Raw genomic sequence first — 17616 nt, forward strand, 5'->3', positions numbered from 1 at the left:
GGTCGTGGCGTCGAAAAGGCGCAGGGGGACCAGGGGAGAGGAAGGAACGCACCATCATGTCGCATCAATCGGCGACGCAGGCTGCCCGGACAACCCGGAAAACAGCACAGGTGCTCCGTTACAGCGCTGTCGTCACCGCAACCATGGCGAGCATCGGGCTGACCGTTGCCGCCGGTTCCTACATCACCAATCAGATCGCCGGAACGCAGAAGTCCGGCAACATCTTCGCGGCACCCGCCACACCGGGCGGGCCGGGAGCCGGAAGCGGGACCGGGGGCGTGTCCACCGATGTCGCCGCCGTCACCGAAACCGTCTCGGCCACTACTCTTTTCCACTCCGACACGACAAATCACGGTGCACCGGTGACTGTTTCACCGGCCGGTCCGGATGAGCCCGTCGTGGTGCGCGATCCGGTCGGCGGGCAGCTGCGCGTCGGCGACACCTATGTGGGTGCGCACGTGCTGCCGGTGCAGCTCAATTCGCTGACCGTCACCGTGGACACCAATGTGTTCGCGGCCATCAGCGCACTGCTGCTGTCCGGACCGCTCGGCGCCCAGCTCGGCCTCACCGCCGATCCCAGCGCCAACACCCAGCTGCGGACCGAGCTGGACACCCGGCGCGGGGACGTCGAACTCACCCTCACCGATCCGGCCATCGGCGATCTGGGGCTGCAGTTGGCGCGGCATCCCGCGCCCGCCACGGCACGGGTCGACGAGGAGCACACGAAGGTGGTTCCGGTGGACTCCGCGGCGACGGTTCCGGAGGACTCCGCGGTCGCGGCTGTGTGAGACTCCCTGCTGTGTACGACTACTGCGTGATCGGCGGCGGCATCGTCGGCGTGGCCACCGCCCACCGCCTTCTCGACCGGCATCCGGGCGCGAGCCTGCTGCTGGTCGAGAAGGCGGGGGAGCTGGCCGTCCATCAGACCGGGCACAACAGCGGCGTCATCCACTCCGGGATCTACTACGAACCCGGCAGCCTGAAGGCGCGGCTGTGCGTGCGCGGAGCCGAACTCACCAAGGAATTCGCTGCCGCGCAGGGGATTCCGTTCCAGGTGTGCGGGAAACTGCTGGTGGCCACCGATGCCGCCGAACACGCGCGCATGCTGGCGCTGTACGAGCGGTCGGTGACCAACGGCGTCGAGGTGGAACTGCTGGACGCGGCGGAGCTGGTGCGACGGGAACCGCGGATCACCGGGGTCGGGGCGTTGTTCGTGCCGGGCACCGGGATCATCGACTACCAGCGGGTCACCGCGGAGCTGGCGCGGCAGGTGCGCGCGAGCGGCGGCGAAATCGTGCTGGGAGCGGAGATCACCGACATCACCGAAACCGGGGACGCGGTAACGGTTTCCGGGCCGAGCGGGTCCTGGAAGGCGGCGCGGCTGGTGGTGTGCGCGGGGCTGCAGGCCGATCGCATGGCGCGACTGGCGGGGCTGGACATCGATCTGCGCATCGTGCCGTTCCGGGGCGAGTACTACCGGTTGCCGCCGCATCGCAGGGATCTGGTGCGCACGCTCATCTATCCCGTGCCGGATCCCGAATTGCCGTTCCTGGGGGTGCATTTGAGCCCCACCATCGACGGTGAGCTGACCGTCGGGCCGAACGCCGTGCTCGGGCTGGCGCGCGAGGGGTATCGCAAGGGCAGCGTGAACTGGCGCGACACCCGGGAGATCCTGGGGTACAGCGGTTTTCACCGGGTGGCCGCGAACAATGTCCGCACCGGCGCACGGGAGCTGCGCAATTCGCTGTTCAAACGCGGTTATCTGGCCGAATGCCGGCGCTACTGCCCGGAGTTGACGGCGGCGGATCTGCTGCCGCGCGAGGCCGGGATCCGGGCGCAGGCGGTGTTGCGGGACGGCACGCTGGTGCACGATTTCCTGATCGAGCGGACGCCGCGATCGGTGCACGTGCTCAATGCGCCGTCGCCCGCGGCGACATCGGCGCTGCCCATCGCCGAACATATCGTCGCGCAATTGGACAATTGACCGATTACCGCGAAACTCGCAATTTCGCTGCGAGTTCGCCGGGTATTGTCATGCCCGTACAAGTTGGGTCCGGGGTATTCGTGCAATAAATAGGACGTCTGTAGTACTTTTGTTGGCAGCCGTGGGACAGGGAGCACCTATGGGCCACATCAAATACGCGAGCGACGTCGGAGCACCGGTGGAGGTCGCGTTCACCTACACGGACAACCATCAGTTCGTGCCGGACTGGGCCTTCGCCGTCGCGGGGTTCGAACCGATCGGGGATCTCGACCACGGCCAGGGCGCCGTCTTCGAGACCACGCTGCGGATCGGATTCTGGCATCCCACGGTCGAGTGTGAGATCACCGAGTACCGCCGCAACGCGGTCATCGAGTACACACTGCGTCGGCGCCGGACGGGGAAGCCGGCGCCGACCTGCACCCCTCTCGCGGTGATCCAGCTGCGCTTCGATCCACTCGGGTACGGTCGGGCCGTGCTGACCTCCGAAGCCGAGTACTGGGCCCCGCGCGGGCTCACCGGGCACCTGCTCAACCGGATGCTCACCGCGGCCGTAGAATCAGCGGTCAAGCGGACGGAGTCGCAATTGCGTAGGGAGATAGAGGAATTCCACGGAACGGATCTTGTCGGCCGGATTGCGTAGGGTGGGCAGCATGATCATCGTGAGCACCGACGGATCGTGCCTGCGTAACCCGGGTGGAGCCATCGGCTGGGCCTGGGTGAACCACGCCGGCTCGTCGTCGGACAGCGGCGGTGCGCCCTCGGGCACCAATCAGATCGCCGAACTACGCGCGCTGCTCGAAGCCATTCGCGCGCACACGAGTTCCGAACCCCTGCTCATCGAGAGCGATTCGCTCTACGCGATCAAGTGCGCCTCGGAATGGATCAACGGCTGGCGGCGCAACGGCTGGCGCACCTCCACCGGAGGTCCGGTCAAGAACGTCGAACTCATCCAGCAGATCGACAGCGCCATCTCCGCCCGCCCGGGGCCGGTCCGGTTCCGCTGGGTGCGCGGGCATGTCGGCAACTACTTCAACGAGCAGGCCGACGCGCTGGCCGGGCAGGCCGCCCGCAAGATCGCCGCGTCCGGGGCTACGGACCCGCAACCCGAACCCCCGTACGACCCCGTCACCGAGCCGCTGCCGGTCGAACCGGTCACCGAGCCCATCCCGGTGGCTCCGCCCGCCGAGAAGGTCGTGGCGGCCAAGGTTTCCGTCACCGCAGCGCAGCCCGCCCGCCGCCGCCCGGCAGCGAAAGCGACTGCGGCGGAGGCGCTCACCCTCTTCTGAGGGAAGCGAACAGACGTGGGGGCGACGCCCCCATATACGCGAGATGCCCCCGACGGTGTGCACACCGTCGGGGGCATCTCTGGATTCACATCAGTTGCCGGGCGCGGGGGCCTGGGTGGTGGGGGCCGGGGCTCCCGTGGTCGGGGCGGTGGTGTTGTCGCCGCCGCCGGTGGGGGCGACGCTCATGCCCTTGAGGGCGGGGGAGTCGAAGTTCGCCATCATCCACTTGCCGTCCTCTTTCTCGAGTTCGGCGACGACCGGGAGAGTGAGACGGTCGGGCTGCTGCATCAGGGAGTTCTGGCGAACCTGGGAGATGAGCATGATGACCGTGGCCTTGTCCGCGTCGCCGGACTGCCAGGCGCAGTGGATCTCGGCGAGGGAGGACTTGCCCTGGACGCTGATCATGACGTCCTTGAGCGCGTCCGCGGTGGAGTTGAAGTTGGTCAGGAACTCACCGGTGGAGCGCTCCTTCACCTGCTTGATGAAGTCGTCCATGGTCTTGTCGTCGTAGATGGAGACGACCCGGCCGAATTCGCAGGCGGCCTCGGTGGCGGCGTCGCGTTCGCTGAGCTCGCCGCCGCGGTTGTGCGACTGCCAGCCCAGGGCACCCGCGGTGGCGATGGCCGCCACCAGCGCGACGCCCGCCACGATCGCGGCGATCACCGGAACCTTGATCGACCCGCCGAGACCGGAAGACGCGGCGGCCGCGGGCTTTCCGGAATCCTTGGCGGGCTTGTCGGCCTGCTCGGATTTCGCGGGCTGTGCCTTCTTCTCGGAGTCGTCGGACTTCTTGGTGAGCTCGGGCTTCACGGGCGCGTCCGATTTCTCGTCCACGGCCGGGGTGCTCGGCTCCCCCGAAGCGGCGGGCTGGTCCGCCGCCTCGGCCTTGTCGTTGTCGGCGGTACCGCCCTGCTGGTCGGCTCCGGCTGCGGCAGCCTTCGCCCCATCTTCAGTTGTCTTGTCCTGGGCGGCGTCATCCGACATTGGATCGATCCCCACACTTTCCCGGCGCTAGGCAGCGCCGTGTCGATTCGACTCGAGACTACTCATCACTTGACGGGCGGCAGGGTGCGCTCGTCCGGATCGGCGCCCGCGGGCGGCAGCGCGCCGTTGTTGGGCACGTCCGGCCGGGGTGCGTTACCCGAGCCACGAATCTGTTGATCCGCCGGCGGGTTCGTGCAGAAGCTACCCCACTTCGGGAAGGTGGGTTCGGTCGCGGCCTCGTTGCGCACCTTGGCGGTGACGTAGTCACAGTAGGGGCGCGGCCAGATGTCGACCACCGTGAAGAACTCGTTGTCGTGCGCCGGCACGCCCATGGCGGAGGTGCCCACCACGAGCGACGGGAACAGCGCCCGCAGGGCCGGGGTGCGCAGCTGCGCGGCCTTGGTGATGGCCGCGAAGTTGGAGGCCAGGCTGGTCATCGGATCCGCGGTGCGGTCCAGGACCGCGCCGAGGGTGGCCATCTGACCGGGCGCCTGCTCCAGGATGCGCTGCAGTTCGGCGTTGGCGTCGTTGAACTGCTGGAACAGCACGCTCGAGTTGCGGGTCAGGGTGGCCAGGTCGGGCTGCGCCAGCGAGGTGGTCGCGTTGATGGTGCGCAGGTTGGCGAGCAGGTTGGTGGTCTGCGGCAGCAGATTGTCCAAACCGGTTGTGGCCAGGCTGATTCCGTCGATGAGGGCGCGCAGTTGATCCTGTCCGCCGGACAGCGCGATATCGAGTTCGTTCAGGATGACGCTGAACTTGTCGGGATCGATCTGGGCGATCAGGTCGCTGGAGTTGTCGAGCACCGCCCACACCGGGGTCGGCGTCTTGACCTTGTCCTTGTCGAACGCGATGACCGCGCCGTCGCCCAGGAACGGGCCCTGGTCGGTCTGCGGCCGGAAGTCGAGGTACTGCTCACCCGCGCCGGACAGCGCGCCGACCGACACCAGGGTGTCGGACGGGACGCGGTACTTGGTGTCGATCTCGACGGTGGCCGCCAGCGCGGACCCGCTGTCGACGAGTTCGATATCGGTGACCTTGCCGATGCGGAAGCCGCGCAGCGTGACGTCGTTGCCGGACTGCAGACCACCGGACCGGTCCAGATTGACCGTCACCGTATAGGTTTCGCGCAGCGGGTTGAACCGCATCACGCTCACCGCCAGGTAGCTCGCGCCCACCAGCAGGATCAGCACCAGTGCCGTATTCGACACCAGGTTCTTGTGGTTCTTGAACCAGTTCATCGGTGGCCCCCCTGCACCCGGCCCTGGATGATCTGCAGCACCTGGATGAGGCTGCCCGCGAAGTCGCCGAAGTCCTTGAGGTCCGGGAACTTGCTGTTGGCCGGATCGGTCAGCAATCCGATGTCGAGCATGGTGGCGGTGGCCGCGACCGCGAGCACATTGCCCTTGAACGAGGCGTCGACCGAGGGCCGGATCTCGTGCATGGCGTCCAGGGCGGGTCCGAGGTTCGCCTCCGTGCGCGCCAGCGCGTCCATCAGCTTGTGGACGTTGTCGAGCAGGCTGCTCAGGTCCTCGGAGGTGGTGTTCGCGTAATCGCCCAGGGCCGCACTGGCTGTCGAGATCTTGCCGAGCAGTTCGGTGATGGCCTGGTTGTTCTCGGCGATGGCGCCGATCATGCCCGGCAGCGTGTCGGCGACCTGGCCGAGCTCGCTGTGGTTGGCCTCGATGGTGTTGGCCAGGGTGCTGAAGCCGGACAGCACGCCGTCGATGCGCGCGCTGTTGTTGTTGAGCGCGGTCATGACGCTGGTCAGCTGGTTGAGCACGCTGGCGAGCTGGTCGCCGCGCCCGCCGACGATGGATTCCATCTCGGCGGTGAGCTTGGACAGGCTGGCGATGCCGCCGCCGTTGAACAGCAGCGAGATGGACAGCAGCAGTTCCTCGACGGTCGCGCCCGCCGACGTCTTCTGCAGGGTGTCACCGTTTTTCAGCATCTGCTGGCCGGGTTCGGACTTCGGTTTGGACACCGCGACGAACACGTCGCCGAGCGGGGTGGCCTGGCGCAGTTCGGCGGTGCTGTCGACCGGGAGTTCGATGTCCTTGCGGATGGCCAGGTCCACGATGGCCTGGTAGTTCTTGGTCTCGATCTTGGTGACGACGCCGACGTCGGAGCCGCCGATCTTGACCTTGGCCTGATCGGGCAGGTTCAGCGCGTTCTCGAAAACGGCCTGGATGGTGTAGGTTTCGCCGCCCGCGCCCGGCTTGGGCAGGGGCAGGCTCTCGACGGTCATACCGCAGCCGGAGGCCCCGAGCGCGGCGGTGACCGCGAGGGCCACCAGCGCGCGCCGGGCGTGCTTGGTCTTGCGGAGATCTTTCACGAAGCGGTTCATTTCGAAGTCATCCCCAACATCGCTGCGGTGAGCCCGAAGTCGGGTCCGAAGTCTTCGATCTTGCCGGTGCGGCAGCCGTCGGCGCGCATCTGGATGCGTTCGCAGAACAGGCTGACGATCTCACCGGAGAGCGTGGAGCCGAGGAGGGCGTGCAGGCGGATGAAGCCGCCGTTCTGGGTGCGGTTGACCGAGCGGTCCAGGTTCTGCATGAGCAGCGGCGCCACGTCGACCACCTCGGTCACGCCGGCCGCGTTGTCGCGCAGCTGCTGGGTGACGTTGGTGAGGCCGGTGAGGGTGCCGTTGAGCTGATCCTGGTACTGCGCGAACGCGCCGGAGGTGTTGGCCAGGAAGGCGTTCAGCTGATCCAGGGTGGCCTGCAGACCGGGCGCCTGCTCGGCGAGCAGGGCGCTCATCTGGGTCATCTTGTCGCTGAAGCCGCGCACCGAGCTGTCGTTCTCGGCCAGCATGGTGGTGAGTTCGTTCAGCTTGATGATGATGGTGGAGACGGCGTCCTTGTTCTCGACGCCGACCTTGAGCGCACCGGAGAGCGAGTTGAGCACCTCGCGCATCTTCTCGCCGTTGCCGTTCATCATCGGGTAGAGCACGCGACCCGACAGCGGGCCGATGCCCTCCTGTCCCTCCTGCGGTTTCAGCGCCGCGGCGAAGGTGTCGATGGTCTTGATCATGGTGTCCAGCTCGACCGGGGTCTTGGTCTGCTGGGTGGTCAGGTGCGCGCCGTCCTTCAGCGTCTCACCGCCGGTGTACACCGGGGAGAGCTCGATGTGCCGGTCGGTGACGATGGACGGCGAGATGAGCGCGGCGACAACGTTTCTCGGGATCTTGATGCCGGAGTCCACGGTCATGTGGACCTCGACGTACTGCCCCTTCGGAACGATCTTGTCGACCTTGCCGACCTCGAGCCCGAGCACCGTGATCGGGTTGCCCTCGAACATGCCCGCGATATTGAGGAAGTCCGCGGTGATGTGCTGGGTCTGACCGACCGCGTCCTTCACGCCCAGCGGCACGATGGAGCAGCTGCCCACCGCGAAGGTCGCCGCACCGATCATGGCGCCCTGCGTGATTCGCTTCATCAGGCTCATTACTGGCACCCCTCAGCCACGTGCGCGAAGCACAACCAGTTGTCCGGGAACAGCCACGGCAGGGCGACCTCACCGTAGTTGCCGTTACCGAACGCGTTGTTGAACTGCCGCACCGACGGCGGCATGATCGACAGCAGCCGATCCAGGTTGTCCTTGTTCTTCTGCAGGCCCTCGGCCATCGTGTTGAGCTGCTGGAGCGTCGGGCCGAACTGGCCGTTGTTCTCCGCGCCGATCGTCTCCAGCTGACGGCTCAGCGTGGAGATGTTGTCCAGCAACGACTTCAGCAGCGTCTGGCGCTCCATCACCCGGCTGGCGATGGCCTCGCCCTGGGTGATCACCAGCAGCACGCTGTTGCGGTTGTCGCCGAGGATGCGGGTGACGGTGTCCAGGTCCTTGAGCAGCTGGTCCACCGCGTCCTGCCGGTCGCTGATGGTCTTGGCCAGCGCGCCCATGGAATCCAGCGCCTGCACGGTGAGTTCCGGGGTGTCGCCGAGCTGCTGATTGATCACGTTCAGTGATTCGGCCAGCTTGGCGGTGTCGAGCTCCTCGAACTTGGGCGTGCCCTCCTGCACCACGTCCGCCAGGTTGTACGGCACCGCGGTGTTGGACCTGGGGATCCGGTTGCCGGGCAGGCCGGAGCCGTCGCCCGGATCCAGATCCAGGAAGCGGGCGCCGAGCAGGGTCGCCATCTTGATGGCGGCGCGGGCGTCGGGGCCGAGCTTCACGTCGTCCTTGACCGACATGGAGATCAGCACGTGGTCGCCCTCGAGCTCCATATCCGACACGGTGCCCACGGGCACGCCGGACACGTCCACCTTGTCGCCGACCTTGAGGCCGGCGGTCTGGGCGAACTCGGCCTTGATGGTGCGCTCACCGACACCCACCGCGCGCCACGCGGTGGACGCCAGCAGCAGGGCGCCGATCAGGATGACGCCCAGGACGCCGAGCCAGAGATTGCGATTGGAATCGAAGCGGGACTTGAGTTTTTCCATCATGGCCGGCACACCGCCGAGTGGGAGTTGCCGCCGATCTGGTTGAACAGACCGCGCGGGAAGAGGATTCCGTATAGGGACACGTCCAGGGAGCACACGTACGCGTTGGCGTAGGCGCCGTTCTGGGTGAACTTGCCGATGTCGGCGAGGATGGCCGGCAGGTCCACGGCGGCCTGGTCCAGCTTCGCGCCGTTGGCGATCAGCAGGGCCAGAGCGTCGCTCGTACTGGCCTGGGCCACCGACAGTTTCGGCTGGATCTGGGCGATCATGGCGACCAGGGAGCCGGTGGCGTCGGCGATCTGCACCGTCGAGGCCTGCAGCGACTGGCCCTGCGCGTACAGCCCGCCGATGAGGGCGCGGGTCTGGGTCACCAGGGTCTCGAGTTCACCGCTGCGCTTGGCCAGACCGGACATGACCGCCGAGAGGTTGGTGATCACGTCGGCCAGGATGGCGTCGCGCCGCTGGAAGTCGGAGGCGACCGCCGCGGCCTGGGTGATGAAGGAGCTCAACGAGACCCCGTCACCCTGCAGCGCCTGGATGAAGGTGTTGGACAGGCTGTTCACCTGTTCCGGCTGCAGCACCTGGAACAGCGGCTGGAATCCGTTGAGCAGACCCGAGATGTCGAAGGACGGCTCGGTGCGCTCGACGGGGATGGCGCCGTTGTTCTTCAGCTCGGAGTGGTCGCCGCCCTTCTTGTCCAGCTCGAGCGCGATGTAGCGCTGACCGATCAGGTTCTGGTAGCGGACCAGCGCCCTGGTGTCGTTGTACAGCTTCTGGTTGCGCTGCACGATGAAGGTCACCTCGGCGTTGTTCTTGCCGTCGAGCTCGATCTTCTCCACCTTGCCGACGCGCACGCCGGCCATGCGGACGTCGTCGCCCTCACGCAGGCCGAGCACGTCGGTGAAGGTGGCGCGGTAGGAGTTGGTGGAACCGTCCACCGTGCGCGCCAGCGTGTTCCAGATGACCGCGGTCACCAGGATGGACACGATGGCGAAGAGGCTGAAGCCGATCAGCGGTTTGCGAATGCTCATCGGCCGGCACCGCTTTCGGTGACTTGCAAGGTCCCACCCTTCATGATCGAGCTCAGCAGCAGGTACTCGGCCGCGTTCGGACGCCGTCCGAGCAGTGCGACGATGGCGTCGTCACCGTGGTAGGAGATGGCTCCGGCCGCGGGGGTCTCACCGGCCGGCTGCTGCGCCGCGGGAGCGGACGCGCCCGGCACCGCGAGGCTCGGGAACAGGCCCTGCAGCGGCGTCCCCGCGAACGGGTTCTGCTGATTCTGCTGCGCGGCGTCCCCGGTTCCGGTGAGGCCCGGAATGCTGAAGCCCTCCGGCAGGGTGGCGGGCGGCAGGCCGGCGGCCGACTGCAGTGCCTTGGGCCGCAACGACTCCGGCAGGGTGCCGGGGTCGGAGACGGCGGGCGCGGTGCCACAGCTCGGGGCGGCCAGCTCGCCGTAGCGCGGGCAGTCCGCGGCGGTGTACGGCTTGTACGGCGTGAAGGTGATGCCCATGTTCCACACCATCTGCTTCTGCGGACCCCAGTGGAACGTGGTGGCCAGCTTGCGCACCGAGTTGTTGAGGTTCTCGATGGCGAGCGGAATGGCGTTCGGGTCGTCGGCCATCGCGCCGAACAGCGCGCTGGTGCCGGTGGTGACCTCCTTGCCCACGTTGGGGTTTCGGGCGAAGAGGGCGTTGATCTTGTCCACGGTGGCCGAGGTGCCGCCGATGAGCGAGACCAGTTCCGCGCGCCGGTTGGAAATGGTCGCCGCGGTCTGCACCGACTCCGACAGCACGTTCATCAGCTCCGGCGCGGACTGGTTCAGCGCGTGGAAGGAACTGGAGAAGTCGGAGAGGAACACGTCCACGTTCGGGACCGCGCCGCGGACCTCCTGCAGCCAGCGGTCCACCCGCTCGACGGTGGAGCCGGGCATGCGGCCGCTGCCGTCCAGCGCGTAGGACAGGGTGCCCAGCACCCGGCCGAACTGGATGGGGTCGATCTTGCCGAGGATGTCGCGCACCGTGGTGAGCGTGTCCTGCAGCGCGATGGTGCCCTTGGAACGGTCCTCCGAGATCTGCGCGCCCTCGGTGAGGTGCGCGGAATCCGGTCCGTTGTAGACCAATTCGACGGAGGTGACGGCGAACAGGTTGGACGGCACCACGCGCGCGGTCACATTCGCGGGGACGCCGGTGACGTACTCCGGCTTCATCTCGATGTGCACCTGCTGCAGCTCGCCCTTGGCGGCCACCGACACGTCCTTGACGACGCCCACCAGCACGCCGCGGTACTTCACGTCCGCGTTCGAGGGCAGACCGTCACCGGTGGTCGTGAGATTGGCTGTGACCTTGACCTTTTCGACGAAGTACCCCTGGTAGCGCGCCATCAGGAAGGCCAGGATGCTCGCCAGCACGAGTAGTCCGGCGGTGCCCGCGATCAGCAGCTGCCGCATCGTCGGGCCACGCCCGCTCGGATCGATGATCATCGTGTGCGCCCCCTATCCCGAGATCCGGATGCCGGGGTCCACGCCCCAGATCGCCAACGTCATGAACAGGTCCGCGAAGACCACCGCGATGATGCAGAGCTTGATCGCGCGACCGGCCGCGACGCCCACGCCCTCCGGGCCGCCCGAGGCGAAGAACCCGTAGTAGCACTGGATGAACGTGGTGATCGCGACGAAGATGATCGCCTTCGCCAGTGAGTACAGCACATCCGTGGGCACCAGGAACTGATAGAAGTAGTGCTGGAAGGTGCCTGTCGCGGTACCGCCGATCAGGGCGATGGTCAGCGAGCAGGAGATGTAGGCCAGCGGCAGCGCGATGCAGTACAGCGGCACGATGGCGATCATGGCCGCGATCATGCGGGTGCTCACCAGGTACGGAAGCGGCCGAATCGCAACCGATTCCAGCGCGTCGATCTCCTCGGAGATGCGCATGGCGCCCAGCTGCGCGGTGAACCGGCAGCCCGCCTGCGCCGCGAAGGCCAGGGTGGCGAGCATGGGGCCGAGCTCACGCGTGGTGGCGAAGGCCGAGATGGCGCCGGTGAGCGGGCTCAGGCCGAGCAGGTTGAGCGAGGTGTGGCCCTGGATGGCGACGGTCATGCCGCCGAACGCGGACAGGATCAGCACCACGCCGATGGTGCCGCCGCCGACGACGAGATTGCCGTTGCCCCAGGTGACGTCGCGCAGCAGTCGCCACACTTCGTTGGGGTAGTGCTTGACCGCCGTCGGCATGCCGCCGAGCGAGCGCAGGAAGAAGAAGACCTGATGGCCGACGCGCGCCAGCCAGTCCCGTGGCGAGGACGCCACGCCGCGAATTTTCTGGAAGGGCCGCAGCAGCGGCGGAACATACGTTGCTGACACGGCCTCAGACCATCTGTGGGGGGAACAGGGAGTTGTAGATCTGGGTCAGAGCCAGATTCGTGCCGAAGAGCATGACCGCCGACAGCACCACCGCGGTGTTCACCGCGTTCGCGACACCACCCGGTCCGCCCTTGGCGTTGAGGCCGGCGTCGCAGGCGATGATGGCGGCGAACAGTCCGAAGATGAGCGACTTCAACAGCGCCACGAACAGATCCATGGTGACCGCGAACGAGGAGAAGGTGCCGACGTAGGAGCCCGGCGTGCCGCCCTGCGCGAAGATGTTGAAGATGTAGCCGGTCAGGAAGCCGACGAAAACCACGAAGCCGCACAGCAATACGGACACCAGCATGGCCGCCCCGAGGCGCGGGGCGACCAGCCGGCGCATGGGGTCGACGCCCATGACCTTCATGGCGTCGATCTCCTCGCGGATGGTGCGCGAGCCGAGGTCGGCGCAGATGGCCGAACCGACCGCGCCCGCGATCATGAGCGAGGTGACCAGCGGCGCGCCCTGCTGAATGATGCCGAGGCCGTTGGCCGCGCCGATGAACGACGTCGCACCCACCTGCTGGGCGACCGAGCCCACCTGAATGGAGACGATGACGCCGATCGGAATTGCGACCAGCAGAGTGGGTGCGGCAGCCACATTCGCCATGAAGGCGCACTGCCGGATGAACTCGCCGAAGGGGAATCGCTTTCGGAAGATCGCGATGAAAAGTTCGGCGACGGCCGACACGCCCATGGACATCATCCGGCCGCCGGTCTCCAGCGACCGCTTGGGATGGTCCTGCCAGTACCCCTTGGCCCAGTCCACGGCCGTATTCATCCGTGATTCGGGTGGACTCCCCTGCCCACCCGGGCTCTTGGTCAACTGCACTGACTACCCCTCTCGACGCCGGGTTACCCGCCTCCGGCGACTGTTTGCTTGACGCACCTTACTACGGAGTTAGGAAAAACACACCAGTGCCCTGTGGCACCGGTCATAGAGACGGATCACTTTCGTTTTACGTTGTGAACGGCCACAAAGAGTTGGTTTACAACCTAAAGAACCAGATAGATATCTAGAACGTGTTCTAATATCACGGCATTGAGCCGATAGATGTGAACATCTATCTGGTAACAATTAATAGGAATAAATCTACTGTAAATCCATAGCCGATGCGCATATTTCGGCCCGAGTTCGCGCTGTCTACATCCAACTAGGTAACCGCCGCGAAGACCGGCAGGACACGGCTCGGCAACACGTAGCAGTACAAGACGCGCTCCGAGACGAATACTGACAGGATGAGTGCCACAGCTTGTTTCGAGCGGCTTCCGACATCTGGAGGAACATGATCAGGAAACTTGCCGGGGTGGCCGGCGCGTTCGCCGTAGCCCTGAGCACCGCGCTGGTAGGCGCGGGAGCCGCGAGCGCCGACCCCGCACCCGCCGTCATCGGCGGCGGCTCCGGAATCATCATCGACGAGATGTTCGAGTGCACCGTGACCACCATCGGTCACGACAGCGCCGGACGCCTCGTCGGCCTGACCGCCGGACACTGCGGAGACCCGGGAGCGCAGGTCTACGCGGAAGCGTCCCGCGGCACCGGACTGATCGGCAAGTTCGTCTACTCCAACCACGAGCTCGACTACGCGGTCATCCAGTTCGACCCGGCCCGGGTCGTCCCGGTCAACCGGATCGGCAATGTCACCATCACCGGCATCGGCGGCCCGCCCGGATTCCCGATGATCGTCTGCAAGGAGGGCCGGACCACCGGCAATACCTGCGGCATCTCCTGGGGCGACGTCTTCGGCACCAATATCGAGACCTGGAGCCAGATGTGCGTGGTCGAAGGTGATTCGGGCGCACCGGTCGTCGTCGGCACCACGCTGGTCGGCATGGTGAACGCCTACCTGGCCATCGCCTGCTTCGGACCCGAGGTGGGGACGAACATGACCACCATCATGGACAACATGAACGCGCGCGGCGGCATCGGCTCGGGCTACTACCCGATCTGATCGCGAGAAACGAAGAGTGGGGCGGTGATCCGAGGATCACCGCCCCACTCCTCTATATAGGGACCGCTAGAGCGACTGCACGCAGACCACCTTGCGACGCTCCTCGTAGACGTAGCCGCGGTCACCGTTCTTGCAGTCGTTGACATCCGTGGAACCGGTCAGGATCTCGAGCACCTTCACGCCCTCGATGGTGCCCGGCGTCGAGCAGGTGATGCGCTGCGCGATGTTGTCGAGCTCCATGCACTCTCCGACCACCCAGTCGATCTCCAGGCAGATGGCTCCGGTCTCGATGCCGTTGAGGGTTTCGTAGTACGCCTGATCGGTGTCCGCCGAGCAGGCGTCACTGTTGCGGGCCTTCGCGACCACCTTGAAATTCGAGTTCGCGCTCCCGCAGGTGGCCTTCTCGATGGTGGCGTCGTCCTGGGTTCCGCCCAGCTTCACGCAGTCGCCGATACTGGCCTGGAAGTCGGTGCGGCCGCCGGAACGCGGCGTCGTGGTCGAGCCGCCGGACTTGCCGCCCGGGGACTTCGAGGTGGTGGTGGGTTTGGCCGACGTGGTCGCCGACACGACATCGGTGGCGGCGGTCGGGGTTCCGTCGATGGTCGAACCACAGCCCGACAGCAGCAGAGCTGCGGCGGCGATCATGGGCGCGGCCATCCGGACGAAGATCTGCTGACGCGACACAAGCAGTCCTAAAATTCGGGAACAACATCAAAGCTCGCCCATGCATACACCACGCCCCCGACTCCCTCGAACCGGGCACTTGGTCAATTCGTATAGGGAAGCATGAGCACCGACGCCGAATCTGAAGTCCTCGGACGGCCCCGGGAACCGCGGCTGGTGCTGCTGCACGCCCTCGCCTCCGGTGTCGACCTCGCCCGGTATCTGCGGTGGCGGCGGGCCCGCGAAGGCGACCCGTTCCTGGTGCGGTTCCCCGGGTTCGGTTCCGCCGTCTTCACCGGCACACCCGCGGGCGCGCGCGAAATGTTCCGGGCCCCGATGGAACTGCTGGAGCCGCCGCTGCCCAACCCGATCGAGCCGCTGGTGGGACCGGCCTCGCTCATCCTGTCCCGGGACGGGCGGCACCGGCGGGACCGGGCGCTACTCGCGCCCGCCTTCCACCGCGGGCGAATCAGCGCCTACGGCACCGTGATTCGGGACGCCGCCCGCGCCGAGCTCGCGGGGGACCGGACCGGCACGCCCTGGCGGAACGGCGTCCGGATCAATGCGCGGGCGGCGGCACGAGCCATTACCCTGCGCGTGATTCTCGCGGCCGTATTCGGCGTGGACGATCCCGAGCGGCGCGCCGAATTCACCATGGCGACAACGGAATTCCTGAATTCCTTCGGCGGGCACCTGCTGCTCGTTCCGGCGCTGCGGCGCAACATATTCGGATTGTCCGGCTGGGAGCGATTCGTGGCCGCCCGCGACCGGCTCGACGATCTCATCGACACCGAGATCTCGCGACGGCGCGCGAACGGCGGCGGCGGGACCGACATCCTCGGCGCGCTGCTCGAGGCCCGATACGACGACGGGACCGCCATCACCGACACCGATCTGCGGGAACAGCTGCGCACCCTGCTGGTCGCGGGCCACGAGACCACGGCCACCTCGCTGGTGTGGGCGCTGTACCGGCTGCACCGGGAACCCGGGACGCTGCGGCTGCTGCGCGCGGAGCTGGACGCGGCCGGAGCCGAGCCGGATCCCGCGGAATTGGTGAAACTTCCCTATCTGGACGCGGTCTGCCAGGAGACCCTGCGGTTGCATCCGCCCGTTCCGATCGTATTGCGCAGGCTCACCGGTGATTTCAGCCTGCGCGGGGTGCCGCTCGAGGCGGGGGACACCATGGGCGTCGCGGTGCATCTCCTGCACACCGATGCCGAAGTATGGTCGCGGCCACTGCGATTCGAGCCCGGACGGTTCCTCGAACGGCGCTACGGCCCCTTCGAGTTCGCGCCCTACGGCGGCGGGCACCGGCGCTGCGTCGGGGCCGGGCTGGCCGACTACGAGCTGCGCATCGTGCTCGCCACCGTGGTGCGCTCGGTGGGGCTGCGATTGTCGCCGCGCTTCGCGGACGGGCGCATGCCACATACGCTGCCGCACAACATCGCGACCGGTCCGCACACCGCCATCACCTTCGATGTCGTCGAGGCGTGAAGCGCCATCAGTGATTTCGATCACAACCTGGTTTGAGACCACGCGCCCGGGTACTGCCGACACGCGACCGGGCCTCCAGGGGAATCGCCGGGGCGAACGGCGAATACATGCAGGACCGATCTACCGGCACCCGTTATGTGACGCATCGCACACCAATGAGTCGGTATGCATAAGTGGCAGAACGCAATTGGCACGGCTCGCATTGCAATGTAGGAATGAGTGCGGGGTTGGGACCTGAAGCGGGATAGCTCTGTGCCCGCAATCTGCGTGTGAACGAGGATCGAGAGGACCAAGCTGTGCGTAGTACCCGGTACCGCAAGACGGGATTGACCGTTCTCGCCGCTGTCGCGGCGACCGGAGCCGTGGTGGTCGCACCCGCACACGCAGCCCCGCTATGGCCGGGCGGGCCCGAGATTCCGGGCGTACCGTCGGCCGTCATGCCGCAGCCCGTCCCCGGCGACCTGCCCACCGCGCCCGGCGCCAACTCGCCGCTGCCGCCCGCCAACTTCGAAGCCCCCAATATCAATGTGGGCGACGGCGAGGTCGTGGGTGTCGCGCAGCCGATCATCATCACCTTCAAGGAGCCGGTCGCCGATCACGAGACCGCCGAGAAGGCCATCCGCATCACCTCCAGCAACAAGGTGACCGGCCACTTCTACTGGTTCGGCGACAAGCAGGTGCGCTGGCGGCCGGAGAACTTCTGGCCGGCCGGATCCAAGGTCACCGTGAAGGCGGGCGGCACCGAGGTCGCCTACGAGATCGGCGACGAGTTCATCGCCACCGCCGACGACACCACCCACCAGATCACCGTCACCCGCAACGGCGAGGTGGTGAAGGTGATGCCGACCTCCATGGGCAAGACCGGGCACGAGACGCCCAACGGCACCTACATCGTCAGCGAGCGCAATCGCAAGATGATCATGGATTCCTCCACCTACGGCGTGCCGGTCACCGCTCCCGAGGGCTACAAGCTCGAGGTCGAGTACGCGACCCGCATGTCCAACAGCGGCATCTTCGTGCACGCCGCGCCGTGGAGCGTTGCGCAGCAGGGCAACTCGAACGCCTCGCACGGCTGCCTGAACGTCAGCACCGCCGACGCCAAATGGTTCCAGGAGAACGTGAAGCGCGGCGACCCGGTCGTCGTCGTCAACACCAAGGGCGGCACCCTGAGCGCCTCCGACGGCTACGGCGATTGGAATTAAGGACTCTCGTAGCTCTCGAGACCCCCGCCCTATCGGGCGGGGGTCTCGTCGTAGTTGGGGAGTCTGCCCGTTCCGGAAGGGGATTGGGCCGCACGCCGACAGCCGGGCATTCGTCTTTGTGTGATTCGTCCCACGAAAGGTACTGGGCGCCCGTACTATTCGGCGCATGTCCGCGCTCCCTGCGGGGGAAGTCGATGAACAATCGGTGAAGCTCGCCC

The 17616-nt window shown here is 66.7% G+C and carries 17 protein-coding genes; 7 read left to right on the forward strand and 10 right to left on the reverse strand.

Annotated features, from left to right (window positions below):
• The first annotated feature begins 110 nt into the window (after positions 1-110).
• From JK358_RS02130 to JK358_RS02145, 4 genes are all read left to right on the forward strand, one after another.
• Complete coding sequence (locus JK358_RS02130; RefSeq protein ID WP_201942782.1) at positions 111-788, forward strand: hypothetical protein; 678 nt, start codon at positions 111-113, stop codon at positions 786-788.
• 11 nt (positions 789-799) lie between these two features.
• Positions 800-1984: an L-2-hydroxyglutarate dehydrogenase gene (lhgD, locus tag JK358_RS02135; RefSeq protein ID WP_201942785.1), complete on the forward strand. Its 1185-nt coding sequence runs from the start codon at positions 800-802 to the stop codon at positions 1982-1984.
• Positions 1985-2123: 139 nt separating this feature from the next.
• Positions 2124-2624: an SRPBCC family protein gene (locus JK358_RS02140; RefSeq protein ID WP_201942787.1), complete on the forward strand. Its 501-nt coding sequence runs from the start codon at positions 2124-2126 to the stop codon at positions 2622-2624.
• A 10-nt stretch (positions 2625-2634) separates the two neighbouring features.
• Positions 2635-3270 carry a ribonuclease H family protein gene (locus tag JK358_RS02145; RefSeq protein WP_201942790.1) on the forward strand — a complete coding sequence of 212 codons (636 nt, stop codon included), beginning with the start codon at positions 2635-2637 and terminating at the stop codon, positions 3268-3270.
• Positions 3271-3360: 90 nt separating this feature from the next.
• Here JK358_RS02145 and JK358_RS02150 read toward each other — a convergent pair whose 3' ends face one another.
• The 9 genes from JK358_RS02150 to JK358_RS02190 all read right to left on the reverse strand — a co-directional run bounded on the left by JK358_RS02150 (position 3361) and on the right by JK358_RS02190 (position 12868).
• Complete coding sequence (locus JK358_RS02150; RefSeq protein ID WP_201942793.1) at positions 3361-4254, reverse strand: hypothetical protein; 894 nt, start codon at positions 4252-4254, stop codon at positions 3361-3363.
• Positions 4255-4319: 65 nt separating this feature from the next.
• Entirely contained in the window at positions 4320-5492 is a 1173-nt protein-coding gene (locus tag JK358_RS02155; protein ID WP_201942796.1) for an MlaD family protein, read from the reverse strand.
• Positions 5489-6598: an MCE family protein gene (locus tag JK358_RS02160; protein ID WP_201942828.1), complete on the reverse strand. Its 1110-nt coding sequence runs from the start codon at positions 6596-6598 to the stop codon at positions 5489-5491. Before JK358_RS02160 ends, JK358_RS02155 begins: the two co-directional genes overlap by 4 nt.
• A complete protein-coding gene (locus JK358_RS02165) occupies positions 6595-7698 on the reverse strand; it encodes an MCE family protein (RefSeq protein WP_232850580.1) in 1104 nt (367 codons plus the stop codon). Before JK358_RS02165 ends, JK358_RS02160 begins: the two co-directional genes overlap by 4 nt.
• Positions 7698-8690, reverse strand: coding sequence for an MCE family protein (locus JK358_RS02170; RefSeq protein WP_201943777.1), 993 nt, complete (start codon positions 8688-8690; stop codon positions 7698-7700). The genes JK358_RS02165 and JK358_RS02170 overlap by 1 nt, the downstream gene beginning before the upstream one ends.
• Positions 8690-9721, reverse strand: coding sequence for an MCE family protein (locus JK358_RS02175; protein ID WP_201942831.1), 1032 nt, complete (start codon positions 9719-9721; stop codon positions 8690-8692). The genes JK358_RS02170 and JK358_RS02175 overlap by 1 nt, the downstream gene beginning before the upstream one ends.
• Positions 9718-11169 (reverse strand): MlaD family protein, encoded by a 1452-nt coding sequence (locus JK358_RS02180; protein WP_201942834.1) that lies wholly within the window; start codon positions 11167-11169, stop codon positions 9718-9720. Before JK358_RS02180 ends, JK358_RS02175 begins: the two co-directional genes overlap by 4 nt.
• A 12-nt stretch (positions 11170-11181) precedes the next feature.
• A complete protein-coding gene (locus JK358_RS02185) occupies positions 11182-12045 on the reverse strand; it encodes an ABC transporter permease (RefSeq protein ID WP_201942836.1) in 864 nt (287 codons plus the stop codon).
• 4 nt (positions 12046-12049) lie between these two features.
• Entirely contained in the window at positions 12050-12868 is an 819-nt protein-coding gene (locus tag JK358_RS02190; protein WP_201943778.1) for an MlaE family ABC transporter permease, read from the reverse strand.
• A gap of 505 nt (positions 12869-13373) precedes the next feature.
• On the opposite strand from JK358_RS02190, the gene JK358_RS02195 reads away from it, so the two are divergent.
• Positions 13374-14039 carry a S1 family peptidase gene (locus tag JK358_RS02195; RefSeq protein WP_201942839.1) on the forward strand — a complete coding sequence of 222 codons (666 nt, stop codon included), beginning with the start codon at positions 13374-13376 and terminating at the stop codon, positions 14037-14039.
• A gap of 66 nt (positions 14040-14105) precedes the next feature.
• Here the strand turns inward: JK358_RS02195 and lppU are convergent, their stop codons facing one another.
• The gene (lppU, locus tag JK358_RS02200) at positions 14106-14723 is read right to left on the reverse strand and encodes an LppU family putative lipoprotein (protein ID WP_307817236.1); all 618 of its coding nucleotides are present in this window, start codon (positions 14721-14723) and stop codon (positions 14106-14108) included.
• A gap of 102 nt (positions 14724-14825) precedes the next feature.
• Here lppU and JK358_RS02205 point away from each other — a divergent pair, with 102 nt between their 5' ends.
• Both JK358_RS02205 and JK358_RS02210 read left to right on the forward strand, forming a co-directional pair.
• Positions 14826-16196: a cytochrome P450 gene (locus JK358_RS02205; RefSeq protein ID WP_201942842.1), complete on the forward strand. Its 1371-nt coding sequence runs from the start codon at positions 14826-14828 to the stop codon at positions 16194-16196.
• Positions 16197-16492: 296 nt separating this feature from the next.
• Positions 16493-17398, forward strand: a complete 906-nt coding sequence (locus JK358_RS02210) for a L,D-transpeptidase (RefSeq protein ID WP_201942844.1) — start codon at positions 16493-16495, stop codon at positions 17396-17398.
• Positions 17399-17616 lie beyond the last annotated feature (218 nt).

It is taken from the genome of Nocardia acididurans (assembly GCF_016741815.1).
In the GTDB taxonomy this organism is placed as follows: Bacteria; Actinomycetota; Actinomycetes; order Mycobacteriales; family Mycobacteriaceae; genus Nocardia; species Nocardia acididurans.

Bases quoted from the DNA above. Each gene is read 5' to 3' on its own strand.
- JK358_RS02175 (WP_201942831.1), bottom strand. From the start codon at position 9,721: ATGAGCATTCGCAAACCGCTGATCGGCTTCAGCCTCTTCGCCATCGTG.
- JK358_RS02170 (WP_201943777.1), bottom strand. From the start codon at position 8,690: ATGGAAAAACTCAAGTCCCGCTTCGATTCCAATCGCAATCTCTGGCTC.
- JK358_RS02180 (WP_201942834.1), bottom strand. From the start codon at position 11,169: ATGATCATCGATCCGAGCGGGCGTGGCCCGACGATGCGGCAGCTGCTG.
- JK358_RS02145 (WP_201942790.1), top strand. From the start codon at position 2,635: ATGATCATCGTGAGCACCGACGGATCGTGCCTGCGTAACCCGGGTGGA.
- JK358_RS02165 (WP_232850580.1), bottom strand. From the start codon at position 7,698: ATGAGCCTGATGAAGCGAATCACGCAGGGCGCCATGATCGGTGCGGCG.
- JK358_RS02160 (WP_201942828.1), bottom strand. From the start codon at position 6,598: ATGAACCGCTTCGTGAAAGATCTCCGCAAGACCAAGCACGCCCGGCGC.
- JK358_RS02150 (WP_201942793.1), bottom strand. From the start codon at position 4,254: ATGTCGGATGACGCCGCCCAGGACAAGACAACTGAAGATGGGGCGAAG.
- JK358_RS02205 (WP_201942842.1), top strand. From the start codon at position 14,826: ATGAGCACCGACGCCGAATCTGAAGTCCTCGGACGGCCCCGGGAACCG.
- JK358_RS02155 (WP_201942796.1), bottom strand. From the start codon at position 5,492: ATGAACTGGTTCAAGAACCACAAGAACCTGGTGTCGAATACGGCACTG.
- JK358_RS02140 (WP_201942787.1), top strand. From the start codon at position 2,124: ATGGGCCACATCAAATACGCGAGCGACGTCGGAGCACCGGTGGAGGTC.
- JK358_RS02190 (WP_201943778.1), bottom strand. From the start codon at position 12,868: ATGAATACGGCCGTGGACTGGGCCAAGGGGTACTGGCAGGACCATCCC.
- JK358_RS02195 (WP_201942839.1), top strand. From the start codon at position 13,374: ATGATCAGGAAACTTGCCGGGGTGGCCGGCGCGTTCGCCGTAGCCCTG.